The organism is Vibrio methylphosphonaticus (genome assembly GCF_023634655.1).
GTDB lineage: Bacteria > Pseudomonadota > Gammaproteobacteria > Enterobacterales > Vibrionaceae > Vibrio > Vibrio methylphosphonaticus.
Genome location: NZ_JAMKMS010000005.1, coordinates 167,219 through 185,474, shown reverse-complemented (window position 1 = coordinate 185,474; position 18,256 = coordinate 167,219). Strand labels below are relative to the sequence as shown.

Annotated in this window: 17 protein-coding genes, 1 tRNA gene and 1 riboswitch; of the genes, 8 read left to right on the top strand and 10 right to left on the bottom strand. The window is 45.1% G+C overall.

Annotated features, from left to right (window positions below):
- Positions 1-14 precede the first annotated feature (14 nt).
- Positions 15-836, bottom strand: a complete 822-nt coding sequence (cobA, locus tag M9196_RS07865; protein ID WP_250616982.1) for a uroporphyrinogen-III C-methyltransferase — start codon at positions 834-836, stop codon at positions 15-17.
- Between the two features lie 411 nt (positions 837-1,247).
- On the opposite strand from cobA, the gene M9196_RS07860 reads away from it, so the two are divergent.
- The 3 genes from M9196_RS07860 (at position 1,248) to M9196_RS07850 (ending at position 5,963) form a co-directional block, all read left to right on the top strand.
- A complete protein-coding gene (locus M9196_RS07860; protein WP_250616981.1) occupies positions 1,248-3,770 on the top strand; it encodes a molybdopterin oxidoreductase family protein in 2,523 nt (840 codons plus the stop codon).
- Between the two features lie 166 nt (positions 3,771-3,936).
- Positions 3,937-4,599, top strand: a complete 663-nt coding sequence (locus M9196_RS07855; protein WP_250616980.1) for a potassium channel family protein — start codon at positions 3,937-3,939, stop codon at positions 4,597-4,599.
- On the top strand, positions 4,596-5,963 hold the full coding sequence (locus M9196_RS07850) for a TrkH family potassium uptake protein (RefSeq protein ID WP_250616979.1): 1,368 nt from the start codon (positions 4,596-4,598) through the stop codon (positions 5,961-5,963). The genes M9196_RS07855 and M9196_RS07850 overlap by 4 nt, the downstream gene beginning before the upstream one ends.
- A gap of 49 nt (positions 5,964-6,012) precedes the next feature.
- Here M9196_RS07850 and M9196_RS07845 read toward each other — a convergent pair whose 3' ends face one another.
- Complete coding sequence (locus M9196_RS07845; RefSeq protein WP_250616978.1) at positions 6,013-6,999, bottom strand: glycosyl transferase family protein; 987 nt, start codon at positions 6,997-6,999, stop codon at positions 6,013-6,015.
- Positions 7,000-7,388: 389 nt separating this feature from the next.
- Here M9196_RS07845 and M9196_RS07840 point away from each other — a divergent pair, with 389 nt between their 5' ends.
- Entirely contained in the window at positions 7,389-8,192 is an 804-nt protein-coding gene (locus M9196_RS07840) for an HAD family hydrolase (protein WP_250616977.1), read from the top strand.
- A gap of 41 nt (positions 8,193-8,233) precedes the next feature.
- Here M9196_RS07840 and moaE read toward each other — a convergent pair whose 3' ends face one another.
- From moaE to moaA, 5 genes are all read right to left on the bottom strand, one after another.
- Positions 8,234-8,692, bottom strand: coding sequence for a molybdopterin synthase catalytic subunit MoaE (moaE, locus tag M9196_RS07835; RefSeq protein ID WP_250616976.1), 459 nt, complete (start codon positions 8,690-8,692; stop codon positions 8,234-8,236).
- Between the two features lies 1 nt (position 8,693).
- Positions 8,694-8,939 carry a molybdopterin synthase sulfur carrier subunit gene (moaD, locus tag M9196_RS07830; protein ID WP_250616975.1) on the bottom strand — a complete coding sequence of 82 codons (246 nt, stop codon included), beginning with the start codon at positions 8,937-8,939 and terminating at the stop codon, positions 8,694-8,696.
- Positions 8,936-9,415, bottom strand: coding sequence for a cyclic pyranopterin monophosphate synthase MoaC (gene moaC / locus M9196_RS07825; protein ID WP_250616974.1), 480 nt, complete (start codon positions 9,413-9,415; stop codon positions 8,936-8,938). The genes moaD and moaC overlap by 4 nt, the downstream gene beginning before the upstream one ends.
- A gap of 10 nt (positions 9,416-9,425) precedes the next feature.
- A complete protein-coding gene (moaB, locus tag M9196_RS07820) occupies positions 9,426-9,938 on the bottom strand; it encodes a molybdenum cofactor biosynthesis protein B (protein WP_250616973.1) in 513 nt (170 codons plus the stop codon).
- 51 nt (positions 9,939-9,989) lie between these two features.
- Complete coding sequence (gene moaA, locus M9196_RS07815) at positions 9,990-10,979, bottom strand: GTP 3',8-cyclase MoaA (protein WP_250616972.1); 990 nt, start codon at positions 10,977-10,979, stop codon at positions 9,990-9,992.
- Positions 10,968-11,115: riboswitch (molybdenum cofactor riboswitch) on the bottom strand. Its footprint overlaps the gene before it by 12 nt.
- Positions 11,116-11,288: 173 nt before the next feature.
- On the opposite strand from moaA, the gene yvcK reads away from it, so the two are divergent.
- On the top strand, positions 11,289-12,182 hold the full coding sequence (yvcK, locus tag M9196_RS07810) for a uridine diphosphate-N-acetylglucosamine-binding protein YvcK (RefSeq protein ID WP_250616971.1): 894 nt from the start codon (positions 11,289-11,291) through the stop codon (positions 12,180-12,182).
- A gap of 111 nt (positions 12,183-12,293) precedes the next feature.
- Here yvcK and M9196_RS07805 read toward each other — a convergent pair whose 3' ends face one another.
- From M9196_RS07805 to uvrB, 3 genes are all read right to left on the bottom strand, one after another.
- Entirely contained in the window at positions 12,294-12,641 is a 348-nt protein-coding gene (locus tag M9196_RS07805) for an Hpt domain-containing protein (RefSeq protein WP_250616970.1), read from the bottom strand.
- The gene (gene luxO, locus M9196_RS07800; RefSeq protein ID WP_250616969.1) at positions 12,638-14,038 is read right to left on the bottom strand and encodes a quorum-sensing sigma-54 dependent transcriptional regulator LuxO; all 1,401 of its coding nucleotides are present in this window, start codon (positions 14,036-14,038) and stop codon (positions 12,638-12,640) included. The genes M9196_RS07805 and luxO overlap by 4 nt, the downstream gene beginning before the upstream one ends.
- A gap of 155 nt (positions 14,039-14,193) precedes the next feature.
- Complete coding sequence (gene uvrB, locus M9196_RS07795; protein WP_250616968.1) at positions 14,194-16,224, bottom strand: excinuclease ABC subunit UvrB; 2,031 nt, start codon at positions 16,222-16,224, stop codon at positions 14,194-14,196.
- 487 nt (positions 16,225-16,711) lie between these two features.
- Between uvrB and M9196_RS07790 the strand changes: the two genes are divergently transcribed.
- The 3 genes from M9196_RS07790 (at position 16,712) to rsxB (ending at position 18,249) form a co-directional block, all read left to right on the top strand.
- A tRNA-Asn gene (locus M9196_RS07790) sits at positions 16,712-16,787 on the top strand.
- Positions 16,788-17,086: 299 nt separating this feature from the next.
- Complete coding sequence (rsxA, locus tag M9196_RS07785) at positions 17,087-17,668, top strand: electron transport complex subunit RsxA (RefSeq protein WP_250616967.1); 582 nt, start codon at positions 17,087-17,089, stop codon at positions 17,666-17,668.
- Positions 17,668-18,249: an electron transport complex subunit RsxB gene (gene rsxB / locus M9196_RS07780; protein ID WP_250616966.1), complete on the top strand. Its 582-nt coding sequence runs from the start codon at positions 17,668-17,670 to the stop codon at positions 18,247-18,249. The genes rsxA and rsxB overlap by 1 nt, the downstream gene beginning before the upstream one ends.
- Positions 18,250-18,256: the final 7 nt, after the last annotated feature.

Here is an 18,256-nt window from a genome sequence, read left to right as displayed (position 1 = left end):
TTCCTTTTAAAATATTAAGCTGTCAGTTTTAATCTTCGCAGTTCAGTTTCGACTGCTGGTTCATCCAATACAGGGCTCATTGAGCGTTGCGCTAACCATTGCATTTTTTCAGCAACAGTCACCACCTGACCAATTACGATAAGAGCAGGAGACTGTACGCTATGGCGCTGTTTCAACGTATCCAACTCATCCAACGTACCAATAAGCGTGCGCTGATCCGGGCAACAGCCTTTTTCAATTAATGCCACCGGCGTATTTGAGTCCATGCCTGCTTCAATTAGCGATGCGGATATTAATTGGGTCTTGGTCAAGCCCATATAAATCACTAATGTTTGGTTCAACTTGGCTAACGCATCCCAATGCACCTCTAGATCACGCTCTGCATGCGCTGTAATAAATGTACAGCCCTGCGCTAGACCACGGTGGGTGAGAGGAATCTGGGAATAGGTCGTGCAGCCGGACGCCGCCGTAATCCCAGGGATCACTTCAACGTCTACGCCATGTTGGCTAAGCCACAGCATTTCTTCACCACCACGACCGAACACAAATGAATCGCCGCCTTTAACTCGGCAAATTCGACCGCCTATTTTTGCTTGCTCTAACAAAATTTGATTAATGTCGTCTTGTGAAGCGCTGTGGCAACCTTTCTGCTTGCCAACAAAAATTAACGTAGCGGTGCTAGGGAATAATGCTCGAATGGGCTCGCTAACCAAATTATCAAATATAATGGTATCGGCAGCTTGTATGGCTTTCATTGCTTTAATCGTCAACAGATCCGGATCTCCTGGGCCGGCTCCAATTAACGTCACATTGCTTTGATGACTGATTCCTTTCATATGGCGCTCCATGGTCATTCAATGACTCATTATCTTTCTTGTCTGACTATGACACAGCAAGGACAGTGCCAACACTAAAAACACGGTGGAAAATAAAGACAAAAAACCATCAAAAACAAATAGTTAATATGAAATATATCAAATAAAAAGAATTAACGATCAGTCAAAAAACAATCTCGGATTGCATTTTTTGAGCGTTTTTAGTGCATTTACCACCAAAACAGTGCACACAACCACTCTTCGCACGCAATAGCCACAACAAACACCAACTACCACTTTAGTGGTAGCCTCTCTAAGTTCCTGATAAATAATAAGTTAATTTTAAAATATTGATTTTTGGCGCTTTTAATCAACATGGCGTAGAAATTGCCTCTCTAAACAATAATAAAATAAATGCTGAGCGACGAGGGAATGTGTATGCATGAAGATGGCTGGATAAAATCAACCTGCCCATACTGCGGAGTAGGATGCGGAATTGAGGCTCGACCGACGTCTAAAGGACGATTGGAGATACGCGGGGACAAGGCTCATCCTTCTAATTATGGCAAACTTTGTACAAAAGGAATCGCGCTAGGTGATACGGTCATTACTGACGGCCGCCTTTTGTCACCCACTCATCGCACGCGCACCTTAGACGCGGTCACGGAGACGTCTAAAACTTGGGATGAGGCGACGTCGCTCGTGGCTCAACAGTTTCAGAAGACCATCGAACAATATGGTCCTGAGTCCGTCGCATTTTATGTCTCAGGTCAGCTGCTCACTGAAGACTATTATGTCGCGAACAAACTCATGAAAGGCTTTATTGGTAGCGGTAATATCGATAGTAATTCTCGGTTATGCATGGCTTCGAGCGTCGTGGGCCATAAACGTGCTTTCGGCAGCGATACTGTCCCCGTCGTCTATGAAGATATCGAATTGGCTGACTTGGTCGTCATTACAGGTTCTAACTTGGCATGGTGTCATCCGGTTCTATTTCAACGCTTAAAGACAGCCAAACAGAACAACCCAAATATGAAAGTGGTGGTTATTGACCCTCGTGAAACCGCGACTTGTGAGCTTGCCGATCTGCACCTCGCCATTGATTCTGGCAGTGATGTTGCGCTGTTTAATGGCCTGTTAAATCATCTCGCGCTAACGGAACACCTCAACACTCACTACATCGAACACCATACGCAAGGATTTGATAACACGCTAGCAGCAGCGAAGCAGATCGGCGATGTTGATTCCATCACCGGGTTGACTCAATCGCAACTTGATGAGTTTTACGCCCTATTTGCCAACACCGATAAAACCGTCACCATTTACTCTCAAGGTGTTAATCAGTCCACGAGTGGCTCTGACAAAGTTAACAGCATTCTAAATTGCCATCTGGCTACAGGTAGAATAGGACAGCCAGGAATGGGCCCCTTCTCTGTCACAGGGCAACCCAATGCGATGGGAGGAAGAGAAGTGGGTGCACTGGCGAACACACTCGCGAGCCATATGGAGTTTGATAATCCAATGCATCACTCATTGATTAGTGAGTTTTGGCAAACGTCAACCCTAGCCACCAAACCTGGTCTTAAAGCCATCGATTTGTTTGACGCAATCGAAGAAGGAAAAATCAAAGCCGTTTGGATCATGGCAACCAACCCTATGGTGAGCCTGCCCAACTCAGAAAAGATAAAATCGGCGCTACAAAAGTGTCCATTTGTGGTGGTCTCTGATTGTATTAAAGAGACCGAAACCGCCCAACTGGCCGATGTACTTTTACCCGCGCAAGGCTGGAGCGAGAAATCGGGAACAGTCAGCAACTCTGAGCGCCGTATTTCGAGGCAGCGACGATTACTTCCTAGCCCTGGCATGGCAAAGCCCGACTGGTGGATAGTGAGCCAAGTGGCAATGAAAATGGGCTTTACCGACGCGTTTGATTACTTACATGAGGGGCAAATTTTCAATGAATATGCTCGAATGACGACCTTAGATAATGAAAACGGTCAACAGCGCGATCTGACATTAACGGGCTTAACCCAATTAGATGACAAAGGATACAACACGCTGGTTCCGCAACAATGGCCTGTGCTGGCGTTACAAACCGAAGTCGTCAATCAACGGCTGTTCAAGCAACATCAATTTTATACGACCAACCAAAAAGCACACTTTATCGCCACGGAATATCAACCCCCACAACAAGCAACCGATACGACACGGCCTATTTTGCTTAACAGTGGCCGGACGCGCGACCATTGGCACACCATGAGCCGCACTGGATTGTCACCCCAACTTGCCTCCCACACCCCAGAACCGTTTGTTAGCCTGCACCCTGATACGGCACTCATGTGGGGGCTCAATTCCGGAGATATCGCTGAGCTATCCAACCCTCACGCCAACATTCATATGCGAGTGACGATAGACTCTGGCATTACTCCCAATCAAGCCTTTGTTCCTATTCATTGGAACTTCGCAACAGCCAGTAATGCGAAAGCATGCCAGCTCATTTCGCCTTATACCGACCCTTTCTCAGGTCAACCTGAGTTCAAACATACGCCAGTATCCATAAAACCTTGGTCAAAGCAGTGTGAAGCACTGGTCATCAGCCGCACTCCGTTAAACCTCAGTGACATGGATTATTGGGTAAAACAGAAAGTTGAATCTGGCTACTTGTATCGCATCGCTTCAAAAAGTGATGCCATGTCACTGATCGTTCAGCTCACTAACACCATTGTTATGGACAACAACAAAACACTGTCATTTGATAGCGGTATCACAGATTCCGAACATCGAAAGGCCGTGATAAGCGCCAATATCATGCAGCGTGCCTTTATCGTCAAAGCAACGATACAAGAGCACGACCTTGACTGGCTGACGTCTCTTTTCGAGCAACCAGTCGACGACAATCTGGAAAGCCAATTTATGAGAAGAGCCGATCTCGTACAACCTAGCCAAGTCGAATAGCGCGTTGACCTGTCTACATTTTAAGCGTTTGATGCATATTTAGGTGCTCAGTTGTCATTATCAGATAACACTGAAATTTTTATCCGATAATTCATACTATATTTAAAACGATCGCCACCTAGCGTGAAGCTCCGAATGCATAAATACAAAGTAAGCAGGTAGATATATGAAAGCAGTGACCAAACAATACGCCGTCATTGGTTTAGGGCGCTTTGGCATGAGTATTTGTAAAGCGTTATCTGAAGCTGGTGCTCAAGTTCTTGCTATCGACATCAATGAAGATCGTGTAAAGGAAGTGTCCAAGATCGTTGCACAAGGCATCATTGCCAACTGCACCATAGAAGAAACCGTTGAAGAGCTGAGACTTAGCGAGTTCGACATGGTGATGGTTTCCATTGGTAATGACATTAATGCCAGTATTCTGACCACGCTCGTATTGAAAGAAGCCAAAGTGAAAAAAGTGTGGGTTAAGGCGAATGATAAATTCCAATACAAAATCTTGCAAAAGATAGGTGCGGATAAAATCATTATGCCTGAAAGAGATATGGGGATCCGAGTGGCGCAGAGGATGCTCGATAACCGAGTGATTGCTTTCAATGAACTGGGAAGTGGCTTAGCGTTAACCGAAATCGTTGTTGGCAACAAACTCATGGGTAAAACCTTGGCTGATGTCGCTGTTTGTCAAGCAAGTAACATTAAGGTGCTTGGGTTCAAACGAGGGCCAGAACTGGATGCCAGCCCCAAAATGAGCCAAACATTAGAAATGGGTGACATGATTATTGTTGCTGGCCCAGAAAAAGATTTACACGAAAAGATCAGATTGTCATGAGCCGCCGCTTCCAAAAAGGTCTGATTTATCCGCTTAAACTCAACAAGAAATCAGCGATACCGTCAGAACCTTACCTTATTCTGGCTAGCTTTATGGCAGTGTTAGTGCCCTCGGCTTTATTGCTGACACTGCCCGTATTTTCGGTAACCGGGTTGAGCTTTACCGACGCTTTCTTTACGGCGACATCCGCTATCAGCGTTACAGGACTTGGCGTGGTGGATACCGGTCAGCATTTCACGACTTCGGGGAAAGTGTTGCTGATGCTGTTGATGCAAATTGGTGGATTAGGGCAAATGACGCTTTCAGCGGTTTTACTCTATATGTTTGGTGTTAGGTTAAGCCTGAAACAGCAAGCCTTGGCTCAAGAGGCGCTTGGCCAAGATCGTCGAGTTAATATCAAAGGGTTAGTAAAGAAAATCATCATTTTTGCTTTGGTTGCAGAAGCGATTGGCGCGGCCATCCTAGCGATACGTTGGATTCCCGAAATGGGCTGGTCTCAAGGCGTGTTTTACGCCATATTCCATGCCATTTCCGCGTTCAATAACGCCGGCTTTGCTTTGTTCTCAGACAGCATGATGAGTTTCGCCTCACAACCGATTGTCTTGCTCGTTTTATCTGGATTATTCATATTCGGTGGGTTGGGTTTTACCGTTGTCAGTGATCTTGCGATCAATGGTAAAAAAGGCTTTTCTAGGCTCGGGCTGCATACGAAAATTATGCTTACTGCCACACCAATCTTGTTATTGGGCGGCACACTATTTTTCTTTTTACTGGAACGTACCAACCCTGCAACCCTGGGCGCTTTACCTCCTGGTGGACAGTGGCTCTCGGCTTTCTTCCAGTCGGCAAGTGCTCGTACCGCTGGCTTTAATAGTGTCGACATCGCGCAGTTTGGACAACCCGCCCTACTGATTATGATCATCTTGATGCTGATCGGTGCAGGCTCCACATCGACAGGCGGTGGAATCAAGGTGTCGACATTTGCCGTTGCTTTTTATGCTACATGGGCATTCTTAAGACAAAAGCAATATGTGGAAATCTTTAATAAAACAGTTAGTTGGCAAACGGTTACTAAGTCCTTGGCAATCATAGTAGTGAGCGGCGCTATTTTGACCATCGCTATGTTTTTACTTATGGTCACCCAACAAGCAAAGTTTGAACAAGTGCTATTTGAAACCATATCGGCATTCGCTACCGTGGGACTAACAGCAGGGTTAACCGCTCAGCTCAATACTGAAGGTAAGTGGATTATGATTGTTGTGATGATCATTGGTCGTATCGGGCCATTAACGCTAGCGTACATGTTAGCAAGACCAAAACCAACGCTATTGAAGTACCCCGAAGACAACGTCTTAACCGGTTAATAGCGGTTTAATAAAACAGGCGCAGTCAATGACTGCGCCTGGTTGTTACTTAACAACTAGTGCTTGGCGTCTGACAATACTCATTCCAGTACTGCTTCGCTTTCTCAGACGCTTGTTGCCAGTTTCCTGAAATTGAAAACAGCGCTGCGGTCAATGTGGAGACAACTGTGTTTGCCATCAACTGCATTTCTTCTTGCGGTGTCTGCAGTGGACAACGTTGCGGAAGCGCTAACTCAGCCATACTCTCTTCAACGTATTCAGAATGAATCGTATCGGCTTCAACCCACCACACGGTTTGGCTCACTTTCGGATTGTACTCCGTTTCGCCACCTTGACCTTTAAACGATAGCATTCGTTGATAATCATTATTATCTGGCGCGTGTCGCGCGAGAAGGTGCTCGACTTTAGCATGAAGTTCTTGGAAGCCTGGGTGAAAACTTCCTCGCATGCCAAAAGGTGCATTCGCTGGATTAAGTGCTCGTATAACGGTATTGATTGGTGTTCTTAGACCATAGCGATGCTTCCAATCCAACATTTTTTTAGCAATTGGACAGAAGTGATTTAACGGTAAATAGGCAATATTATCGCGGTCAAGAAGCTGTTGCGCTTGCGCTAAATCTTGTGCCTTAGAGATATTCAGTTCGCTCAAACAGTCTTTTGCATGTAATCGGTCACTTTCTTTATCTAAATCACCATGCAAAACCACACGCACACCATGTTCAGCCAAAATGCTCGCCGCGATCAGATGCCAAGGTTTCCCCGATGATTGCCCCACTCTTTTGCCAGCATACAAGGGCCAGTCAAAATCAGCATTGATTTCTGAGTAATGAGGCTTCATACCTTCTACGAAGCCCGCTATTTCCTCTGGGGTTTCATCGCGCACGCGGATGAGCATCATCAACATTGCCATTTGATCATCGCCAATTTGTCCAGCAACAAATTCTTCCATCACTTGCTTAGCTTGTTCTTGAGTTAACGGACCACGTCCACGAGACCCACGTCCAACTGTGCGAATACACTCTTTAATAATCGACAAACTTAATCCTTTTTATATGTACTGACTGAAGCCATTGTAATCTAAGAACAGTCCACTGCCACAACATATCCCATCACTCAATAGAAAAAAGGTGCGCCTCGAATGAATGAGAACGCACCATCGCCAACTTATTATTAGTGAGACACTCAGTGTCAGGTCTCTATTTAGAGGTATCAAAGTGATTGCAAGAATATTGCCAAAATTAAAACTCAATATATATCAATAAATTAACAACAATCACTCTGCGTTAACCCGACATGTCGTGACCTATCATCAAGCGGTTGCACCAATATAGTGATTCTTCACTTTGTTTCTAGTTATTTACTTCCCCGCCGGCTGGATTTACGTATACTGAAAACGTCTTTTACCATTTGAACAAGCGATATCCTATGCACAGCACAATCAAGTTTATAGCAACCGACATGGATGGCACCCTGTTAGACCCTAATGGCCAACTGACTCCGGATTTCTTCCCTCTCTACGAACGTATTAAAGAGCAAGGGATTTACTTTGCACCCGCGTCTGGTCGTCAGTACTACAGCCTGAAAGACATATTTTCTCGTATTCAAGATGAACTGATTTTTATTGCCGAGAACGGTACGCTGGTCATGCACAATAATGAAGAGCTTTACAGCTGCATCTTAGATACCGCGGCGACGAAAGCAATCATCAAAACCACCCGAGCTTTAGATAACACCTATATGGTTCTGTGCGGAAAGCATTCCGCCTATATTGAAACGCAAGACCCTAGAGCCCTTGAAGAGATCCGTAAGTACTACCATCGATGCGAATATGTAGATGACCTGCTCTCTGTCGAAGACGATTTTATCAAAGTGGCTATCTGTAACTTTGAAGGCGCTGAGCAATATGTCTTTCCCACCATCAATGATCGTTTTGGCGATGAGTATCAAGTGGTCGTGAGTGCCAAAATTTGGTTGGATGTGATGAATAAAGAAGCCTCAAAAGGCGCTGCTATTCGCTTCTTACAACAGCATTTAGGATTTAAGTTTGAGGAAACGATGAGCTTCGGTGACTATTTCAATGACGTCGAAATGTTAAAAGAGAGCTACCACTCTTACGCTATGGACAACGCTCATCCAGAGATAAAGAAACTGAGCCGCTTTATAGCACCAAGCAACGACAAAGCTGGTGTGTTGAAAGTGGTGGACAAATATTTAGCCACTATCGAGTAATAAAAAAAGAGCATGTCATCGACATGCTCTTTTCATTGAGATTATTTTTCCTGCCAACGCGCAGCAGCTTCGGTGTCGGAATCTCGAGACTCAACCCAACGAGTGGATTCAGTGGTTCGTTCTTTCTTCCAAAACGGCGCTTTGGTTTTAAGGTAATCCATTATGAATTCGCACGCTTCAAACGCCGAACCACGATGAGCACTAGACACACCAACAAATACAATTTGGTCGCCTGCATCCAGATCACCGACACGATGAATCACACGAATACCATTCAGCATCCAACGCGCTTCTGCGTCATCACAGATCTTTTCTAACGAACGCTCTGTCATTCCCGGATAATGCTCTAGCGATAAACCTGTGACATTATCGCCCAAATTCATATCGCGAACTTTGCCAGTAAATGTGACAATTGCACCCGACGCGGTACCTTCAGCTAACGCATCGTATTCAGCGCCGACTGAAAAGTCTTCGTGTTGAACGGATACTCTTAAAGTCATCTTAGCCTCCCGTTACTGGAGGAAAGAAAGCAATTTCATCGCCGTCTTGAACTTTTTCATCTAGGGCGACAATATTTTGATTAAGTGCAGCAAGCAACTTACCACTTTCAAGAGCTAACTCCCACTTACCCTGCTGGGCAGCAAGGTGAGCACGAATATCTTCAATGGTAATAAACTCGCCTTCAAGCTCCACACTGTCTTTACCGATCAGCTCGCGAGTCTGTGCAAAAAAAAGTACTTTAATCATGATTCCACCTTGAAGTGTCCTGATTTTCCGCCCGTTTTTTCAAGTAAACGAACGTTTTCAATAACCATGTCTTTTTGTACTGCTTTACACATATCGTAAATGGTCAAAGCGGCTACAGACGCCGCCGTCAGCGCTTCCATTTCTACACCTGTTTTACCCGCTAGCTTACACACAGACTCGATACGTACTTTATTTTCCGTTTCGATCGCTTCTAGCTGTACTTCTACTTTAGAAAGAAGCAAAGGGTGACATAGAGGAATAAGATCCCAGGTTTTCTTCGCCGCTTGAATACCAGCAATACGAGCGGTCGCAAACACGTCACCTTTGTGATGATTTCCCGAAGTAATCATCTTTAGTGTGTCTGGTGCCATGTGAACAAACGCTTCTGCACGCGCTTCGCGCACGGTTTCTGCTTTGGCAGAGACGTCTACCATATTGGCTTCGCCTGAGGCATTAATATGAGTAAATTCTGACATTCCTGCTCCCTTAGATACTCAGGTGTGGCATAAAGTTACAAGGGCGATGACTCGCGTCCATCTGCTGCTTAATAATCTTCGTCCAGCCCGTGCGACAAGCGCCCGTTGAACCTGGCATCGCAAAGATCACCGTGTGGTTAGCAAAACCGGCAATGGCGCGAGATTGAATGGTAGAGGTGCCAATTTCTTCATAAGATACTTGACGGAATAGCTCACCAAAGCCTTCCACTTGCTTATCAAATAACGGTACCAATGCTTCTGGTGTACTATCGCGAGACGTAAAGCCCGTACCACCTGTAATCATCACGGCCTGTACTGATTCATCGGCAATCCACTGAGAAACAATGGCTCGAATTTGGTAAATATCATCAATAACAATTTTCTTGTCAGCAAGGGTATGACCTGCATCTTGCAAGTTCTCAACTAAATAGCGTCCCGATGTGTCGTTATCTTCTGTACGTGTATCAGAAACGGTTAACACTGCAATGTTAGCAGGCACAAATTTGCTTTCTGCGTGACCCATGATTTGTTCACCCTATCAAAATTTATTTGTAATTTATGGAGCGGCTAAGCGCTAGCCGCCAATTGAAGCTAAGTGAGGTGTCATTCCAGAATTTCCATCCTGTAAGAAATGACTCACTGATTTAGTTTGGAGTTGCGCTTGAATACGCTCGATCAATGCTTGTTCTTGAGTGTCTTGTTGCAACAAATCTCGCAGCTCTACACCATGCTCGCCAAACAAACACAAGTGCAGCTTGCCCATGGCGGAGACTCTAAGACGATTGCAGCTTTCACAAAAGTTCTTTTCATACGGCATGATCAAACCAATCTCACCACGATAATCCGCATGTACAAAGACTTGTGCGGGACCGTCGTTTTCACTTCTGGCTTTTAAAATCCAGCCATTAGCGATAAGTTGATTTCGGATGTCGACGCCAGATACATGATGCTTTTGGAACAAGTCATCCATCTCACCCGTTTGCATCAGCTCAATGAATCGTAATTGAATAGGACGATCTTTGATCCAACGAAGGAAGGCGGGAAGCTCTTTAGCATTAAGGTCTTTCATCAATACGACGTTGACTTTGACTTGGTTGTAACCAATTTCAAGCGCGCGGTCGATCCCATGCATCACGTCGGTAAACTTGTTTTCACCGGTGATTTGATAAAACATCCGAGGATCGAGACTATCAACACTGACATTGATATGCGTTAAACCGGCGCTTTGCCACTGATCGACCTGTTTAGCCATTCGATAGCCATTCGTCGTCGTCGCAACCTTTACAATACCTGGGGTATTAGCAACGGTCTCGATAATCTCAGGGAAGTCTTTTCTTAAACTAGGCTCACCACCAGTGATCCTAACTTTAGACGTGCCACAGTCAGCAAACGCAGTCACTACGCGTTTGATTTCTGGAAGCGTCAGAAAAGCCGGTCGTTTTTGACCGGGCGGCTTATAGCCATCTGGCAGGCAATAAGTGCATTTAAAGTTACACACATCGGTAACAGACAAGCGCAAGTAATAAAACTTGCGATGGAATTTATCTTCAAATTGTTGCGCCACGGAACACCTTTCCAAATACGGGAGGCAAAATCATTTCCAATCCTGCCCTGGTGACAACTTGTCACTGGCTCTAAAGGCGTATCTTGGCTTATACCAGCGAAGACTTAGCGTGTAGAGCTCGGAGTTATGGCAATCTTCGCTATTTTCACGAGGACAGCTTTACGAGTAAAATACTCAATTCCAGTATGGTTTTCTAGCTCTAATGTAAAAAAACCTTACATATTCATCATTTTTATTGTAGCTGAGTATATCAGTTGAACAAATTCCCTTATCTTGTATAGATAAAATAAATCATAAAAGAAGAATAAGATGAGCATATATTCATCAAACAAAGTCGTAGCAGTTGGCGGCGGTCATGGGCTCGGGCGTATGTTGGCCGCTCTAGCTGATTTTGGGTCAAACGCAACTGGGATTGTTGCGACGACAGATAATGGTGGCTCTACGGGCCGTATTCGTGATTGCCAAGGTGGAATCGCTTGGGGCGATACTCGCAATTGTATCAATCAATTGATCACCGAGCCTTCGATTAGCTCCATGATGTTTGAATACCGCTTTCGTGGCGCTGGAGAACTAAACGGTCACAACCTTGGCAACCTCATGCTCACGGCACTTGATAACTTGTCGGTTCGCCCTTTAGAGGCCATCGATTTGATCCGCAGTATGCTTAATGTAGACGTGAATATTATTCCAATGTCTGAACACCCTTCTGATCTTACTGCGCTCTCGGTCGAAGGCAGCTGGGTCACTGGTGAAACCTCCGTCGACGAAATGGAGCAAGATTTACAACGCTTAGATTTAGACCCTATCGTGCCCGCAACAAGAGAAGCGGTAGAAGCTATATTGGCAGCAGATTGCATTATTCTTGGCCCAGGCAGCTTTCTAACCAGCATTATGCCTCCGCTACTGCTGGCAGACATTAGCAAGGCAATGAATCAAAACAAGCACGCCAAAATTGTTTTTGTTGAGAACCTGTCACCTGAATACGGACCGGCAGGAAGAATGACGCTGAAGCAAAAACTAGAATGGTGCGAACGCGCATTACAAGGGCGCAAACTAGATATTATTCTTGGTGAAGAAGCACATCCGGAGCTAATGGATGACTGGCCATGCATCACACGGCCGCTTGCTTCGCCGAATCGAGATTGGCGCCATGACCGTGAAAAACTTAAACACGTCATCACCTCACTACTTTCATCAAAGTAAAATCATGATGGTTAGCTTGTAATTAATGGCAACAAACCTAGGTACCGACCCCCTAGGTTTATTCTCAGTTCAGCCTAAAGTATTCTCAATTCAGCCTAAGGTATTCTCGATTCAATCCAAACCGTTTAAAAATTCGACGTATTGCTCATGCGTTGCGTGCAAGTGACTAAGCATCGCATCAACACGATTTTGGTCGTTCTGCAGTCCTTCTCCCTTTGCATCACTGTCAACCGCAAGCGCAAAATCACATAACGCCTCAGCACCAAAACTGGCCGCACTGCTTTTTAATGCATGGGAGATTTCTTTCATGCACTCGACTTTTTCACTCAGTGTCCCCGCGGTTAACTGGTCTTGATAGGTCACGAGCTCCCCGGTAAAAATACCCAGTAAAATAGGTAAATTGTCCATTCCAATCTCAGAGCCTAATTTTGTTACTGTATCGTGATTCATATAATTCATGCATTTTTCTCACTGGCAGTCCATGCTTGGATTTTTCTATAAATGGTAGACGGGCTAACACTTAAATACCTCGCGGCAATAGGGATATTACCGTCACAAGCTTCGATCGCTTGTTCAATGATCGCTCGTTCACTTTGATGAAGTGGGACAATGTCTTGCGGTCGAAAAGCCGTGTTAGCCGCTGGCTCAATGGTCACAACCTTCGCTTCAACGGGAATATTGAGCGGCGGCGGAAGCATACCTAATAAAATCTCTTTGCCTTGATTAAGTACCACCACGTTACGTAGAACATTTTGTAACTGTCTCACGTTGCCCGGCCACTCATATTGAATAAACCGATCAATGACATCCTGAGAAAAACGGACAAAACTCTTTCCTTCCTCGTGTGACATGAACCCGAGTAGTGAATAGGCAATTTCAATCACATCTTCGCCTCGCTCCCGAAGCGGTGGCAAGTGCAGCGGTATCACATATAAGCGGTAATACAGATCTTCACGAAAACGCCCTTCTTCTACTTCCTTCCAAGGATCTCGGTTCGTCGCAGACACAAAACGGACGTCGACTTTTTTCATTCGTGACGACCCTACTTTTTGAAAGGTACCGGTTTGAATAAAACGCAGCAATTTCGTCTGCAGTTCTAAATCCATTTCACACAGTTCATCAAGAAATAACGTGCCACCGTCGGCCAGTTCTGCCGCACCTTGTCGATCGGTAGCCGCTCCCGTAAACGCACCTTTCACGTGACCAAATAACTCACTTTCAATCAGGTCTTTAGGGATGGCAGCACAGTTAATCGCAATGAATGGTTTATCGCCGCGTCGACTCGCAGCGTGAATCGCTTCCGCGCACACTTCTTTGCCGGTACCACTTTCACCGGTGATGAAAATACTGGCTTTACTGGTCGCGGCCGAATCGATGGTGCGATACACCGCCTGCATTGTCTGGCTACTACCAATGAAACCTTGATAACTGGGGCTACCCGTCTCATTAAGCTCATCGCGCATTTTTGACGCTTTACGAATCGCGTTATTCACCGTGACACGCAAGCGGTCTGCTTCACAAGGTTTAATTAAGAAGTCTTGCGCGCCATGCTGCATCGCGTCTACGGCAATATCGATAGAACCATGAGCCGTCATGAAAATAACCGGTACATTAGGGTTCACTTCGCGAACGGCATCGAGTACATCCATTCCTGTCATATCTGGCAAACGCAAGTCTAGCAGTATTAAATCAGGGGTGCGGTGAGCTAGGCTGTGAATCGCGTCTCGTCCATTGCCGACAATATTGATATCAATACCTAGCGGAGTTAGGTATGAGCGATAGAGCGCGGCAACGGAAGCGGTATCTTCTACCATTAAGAGATAACGAGATTTTGGCTCACTAATAATCTGCTGCATAATTCCTAACTAATATTGTGAAAGACGAGGGCACATTCAGCACACGTCTAATGCTAATTCCAATCTATGTTCATTCCAATCTATGCTCATTCCAATCAGAGCTAAATACTTCAATGCCCAATCTTTGAGCGAATTAACAAAGATGATGAGCTTTGTTAACTGTTGGCAATGAAATGTGCTCTAAGTTTTTCTATTTCATCGCGTTTTTGGGCTGCCTGCTCAAATTCAAGGTTCTGAGCATGACGATACATCTCTGCTTCTAGTGTCAGGATTTTCTTCTCTATATCTTGAGAAGACATCGCGACATAAGTCTGGGATGGCTCTGCTACCTTTGATAGTGGCACTTGCTTAGACGGCTGTTTATTACGGGCTTTCGTCGCGCTGCCCAGCTCCATAATATCCTTAACATTTCTTTTCAATGCCATTGGAACCAGTCCATTAAGTTCATTGTAGGCATGCTGCTTTTCACGACGTCGACTGGTTTCGCCCATCGCTTTTTCCATCGACTTAGTGATCTTATCGGCGTACAAAATAGCACGCCCTTCCAAGTGCCTTGCAGCACGACCAATAGTCTGAATTAACGAACGTTCAGAACGAAGGAAGCCTTCTTTATCGGCATCTAAAATCGCAACCAACGAGACTTCTGGCATATCAAGACCTTCTCGCAACAAGTTGATGCCAACCAGAACATCAAACACACCCAAACGAAGATCGCGGATAATCTCAACACGCTCCACGGTATCAATATCGGAATGTAAATAACGAACACGCACGCCATGCTCACTCAAATATTCGGTTAAATCTTCCGCCATACGTTTCGTTAACGTCGTCACCAACACTCGCTCATCTTTCGCCGCTCGTATTTTGACTTCCGATAGAAGATCATCCACTTGTGTCGCCACAGGTCTCACTTCTAATTCTGGATCTAACAAGCCAGTAGGACGAACCACTTGATCCGCCACGGCTCCCACTGATTTTTCCATTTCATAATTGCCGGGCGTGGCAGAAACATAGATCGTTTGTGGCGCGAGCATTTCAAATTCATCAAATTTCATCGGGCGGTTATCCAACGCCGACGGTAAACGAAAGCCGTATTCCACGAGCGTTTCTTTGCGAGAACGGTCGCCTTTATACATCGCCCCGATTTGCGGAACCGTCACGTGCGATTCGTCGATGATCAGTAAGCCATCCGCTGGTAAATAATCAAATAGCGTTGGGGGCGGCTCACCTTCACTACGACCACTCAAATAGCGTGAATAGTTTTCAATACCCGAGCAAAAACCTAACTCATTCATCATCTCAAGATCGAACTGAGTGCGCTGGGAAATCCGCTGCTCTTCAAGTAATTTATTATTGTCCATTAAGTAAGCCTGACGGGACTTCAGCTCTACTTTGATATCTTCGATCGCTTCTAAAATCCGCTCTCTTGGCGTTACGTAGTGAGTTTTGGGATAAATAGTATAGCGAGCAAGGTCACGCTGAACGACGACGCCCGTTAGTGGGTCAAAGAGACTAATGCAGTCTATCTCATCATCGAACATTTCAATTCGAACGGCTTCTTGATCAGATTCAGCAGGGAATACATCAATGACTTCACCACGAACACGGAACTGACCACGTTCAAATGCCACATCGTTGCGAGAGTACTGCAGTTCAGCAAGACGACGGATAATGTCTCGCTGATCCAACACATCACCTCTGGTCACATGTAGCATCATTTTTAAATACGACTGCGGATCACCCAGACCATAAATTGCAGAGACTGACGCGACAATAATGGCATCTTTACGTTCGAGTAAGGCTTTCGTTGCGGACAAACGCATCTGTTCAATATGCGCGTTAACGGAAGAGTCCTTCTCGATAAACGTGTCCGTTGTCGGTACGTACGCTTCAGGTTGGTAATAATCGTAGTAAGAAACAAAGTACTCTACAGCGTTATTCGGGAAAAATGCTTTCATCTCCCCATATAATTGCGCTGCCAGTGTTTTATTTGGAGCAAGAATGATGGCCGGTCGCTGAGCCGTTGCAACAACGTTCGCCAAAGTAAACGTCTTACCCGACCCCGTAACCCCTAACAAGGTTTGATGCGCGAGACCAGAATCAAGCCCTTCCAATAGCTGCTCAATGGCAGCAGGCTGATCGCCTGAGGGCTGATAGTCTGAAACAAGTTCGAAGAGTTTTGCCATGATACCGAGTCCTTTGTTTATCTCGCTCATATTGTCGCTGTTACTCTGCTACTTTTGCAACTCTTTGCTCGCTTTTATCAGAAAATTTAGGTATATTAATCGCCCTTTCGTGCCAAGCTCCCGTGTATTGATAATAAATTTCATCCACGGTTTGTCCCCAAATTCTCGTAACACTCTCAACTATGAGAATAATTCAACTCTCTCAATTATTTTCAATACCTAATAACAAACAATAAAATCATTAACTTAGAACACCCTCTTTGAAAGTTATTCACATGGCTTGTTTTCATTTCTATCAGTTGATGACTTTTGTACCGGACAATTAACACCCTTATCCACAATTTTGGTGGATAACTAAAAACACCTCTTGCCGGATAAGGCATCCACGAAAGTAAAGATATTTCTGAGAATATTTTGTTTTTGTTTTTTTAAAAAAACCATTGACTCAAAACCTCGCTATCGCTAATATTCGCCGCGCTAAAGCAATTCCCCCTTAGTTCAGTTGGTAGAACGGCGGACTGTTAATCCGTATGTCGCAAGTTCAAGTCTTGCAGGGGGAGCCAAATTCGAAAAGCCGCATCATTGGATGCGGCTTTTTTCGTTCTGGCTGTCATCAATTTGACTACTTGGCCCCTTCTTCACATCTAACGCGGGCAAACTTGCGTAAAACTAACCTACAGCGCTAAATCTATGCATCACTCATTTTGCCTGCAAGAAGCGCACAATGCTGCCTAGCAACCCAATAAATAGGCTAGAAAGCAATAAATTTACGACAATCCAATAAAACCTTATCTTTCATTGGTTGTTATTAGCTACACAAAGCACGATAATAACCAGATCGGAGCTCTTTACACTTACTATTATGACCGAATATTTCCTATTGCTTGTGGGCACTGTCCTCGTCAATAACTTTGTACTGGTAAAATTTCTTGGCTTATGCCCATTCATGGGTGTATCAAAAAAACTGGAAACCGCAATCGGCATGGGGTTGGCGACGACATTCGTCCTTACCTTGGCGTCTGTGTGTGCGTACCTTGTCGAAACTTACATACTCATTCCTCTCGGTATCCAATACCTGAGAACCATGAGTTTTATTCTCGTCATTGCCGTTGTTGTGCAATTTACTGAAATGGTCGTCCACAAAACCAGTCCTACTTTGTATCGCCTATTAGGTATCTTCCTACCGCTGATTACGACCAACTGTGCCGTATTGGGTGTTGCATTGCTCAACATTAATGAAAACCATAACTTCATGGAATCCATTATTTATGGTTTTGGTGCGGCCGTCGGTTTTTCATTAGTACTCATTCTGTTTGCCTCCATGCGTGAACGCATCACCGCGGCCGATGTACCCGCCCCGTTTAAAGGCGCATCCATCGCTATGATCACAGCTGGGCTTATGTCTCTTGCCTTTATGGGCTTTACTGGCTTGGTGAAACTGTAATGACAGCGATAATTATTGCAGTAACGGCAATTGTCGTTCTCGCCGCTTTTTTTGGTGCAATCCTTGGCTTCGCCTCCATCAAATTCAAAGTGGAAGCCGACCCTATTGTGGAACAAATAGATGCCATTTTGCCGCAAACGCAATGTGGACAATGTGGCTACCCAGGATGTAAGCCTTATGCCGAAGCTATCGCCAACGGCGATGCTATCAATAAGTGCCCTCCGGGTGGTCAAGCGACGATTGAAAAACTCGCCGATTTAATGGGTGTTGAAGCTGAAAGCTCTGCTCACGACGATGAAAAATCACTGAAAAAAGTCGCATTTATCCATGAAGACATGTGCATTGGCTGCACTAAATGTATTCAAGCCTGTCCGGTTGATGCCATTGTTGGTGGCACAAAGGCGCTGCATACCGTGATCAAGGATGAATGTACTGGATGTGACCTGTGTGTTGCACCTTGCCCAACGGATTGTATTGAAATGATTCCTGTCCAAACCACCGTCGACTCTTGGAAATGGCAATTAAATGCTATTCCGGTGGTTAATGTCACCGCTCCAAACACTCAGCCAAATAAGCAGTAGGTAGGGT

Excerpts from the sequence above, each read along its gene's own strand:
- cobA (WP_250616982.1), bottom strand. The coding sequence starts at position 836 with ATGAAAGGAATCAGTCATCAAAGCAATGTGACGTTAATTGGAGCCGGC.
- M9196_RS07860 (WP_250616981.1), top strand. The coding sequence starts at position 1,248 with ATGTGTATGCATGAAGATGGCTGGATAAAATCAACCTGCCCATACTGC.
- M9196_RS07855 (WP_250616980.1), top strand. The coding sequence starts at position 3,937 with ATGAAAGCAGTGACCAAACAATACGCCGTCATTGGTTTAGGGCGCTTT.
- M9196_RS07850 (WP_250616979.1), top strand. The coding sequence starts at position 4,596 with ATGAGCCGCCGCTTCCAAAAAGGTCTGATTTATCCGCTTAAACTCAAC.
- M9196_RS07840 (WP_250616977.1), top strand. The coding sequence starts at position 7,389 with ATGCACAGCACAATCAAGTTTATAGCAACCGACATGGATGGCACCCTG.
- moaE (WP_250616976.1), bottom strand. The coding sequence starts at position 8,692 with ATGACTTTAAGAGTATCCGTTCAACACGAAGACTTTTCAGTCGGCGCT.
- moaD (WP_250616975.1), bottom strand. The coding sequence starts at position 8,939 with ATGATTAAAGTACTTTTTTTTGCACAGACTCGCGAGCTGATCGGTAAA.
- moaC (WP_250616974.1), bottom strand. The coding sequence starts at position 9,415 with ATGTCAGAATTTACTCATATTAATGCCTCAGGCGAAGCCAATATGGTA.
- moaB (WP_250616973.1), bottom strand. The coding sequence starts at position 9,938 with ATGGGTCACGCAGAAAGCAAATTTGTGCCTGCTAACATTGCAGTGTTA.
- yvcK (WP_250616971.1), top strand. The coding sequence starts at position 11,289 with ATGAGCATATATTCATCAAACAAAGTCGTAGCAGTTGGCGGCGGTCAT.
- M9196_RS07805 (WP_250616970.1), bottom strand. The coding sequence starts at position 12,641 with ATGAATTATATGAATCACGATACAGTAACAAAATTAGGCTCTGAGATT.
- luxO (WP_250616969.1), bottom strand. The coding sequence starts at position 14,038 with ATGCAGCAGATTATTAGTGAGCCAAAATCTCGTTATCTCTTAATGGTA.
- uvrB (WP_250616968.1), bottom strand. The coding sequence starts at position 16,224 with ATGGCAAAACTCTTCGAACTTGTTTCAGACTATCAGCCCTCAGGCGAT.
- rsxA (WP_250616967.1), top strand. The coding sequence starts at position 17,087 with ATGACCGAATATTTCCTATTGCTTGTGGGCACTGTCCTCGTCAATAAC.
- rsxB (WP_250616966.1), top strand. The coding sequence starts at position 17,668 with ATGACAGCGATAATTATTGCAGTAACGGCAATTGTCGTTCTCGCCGCT.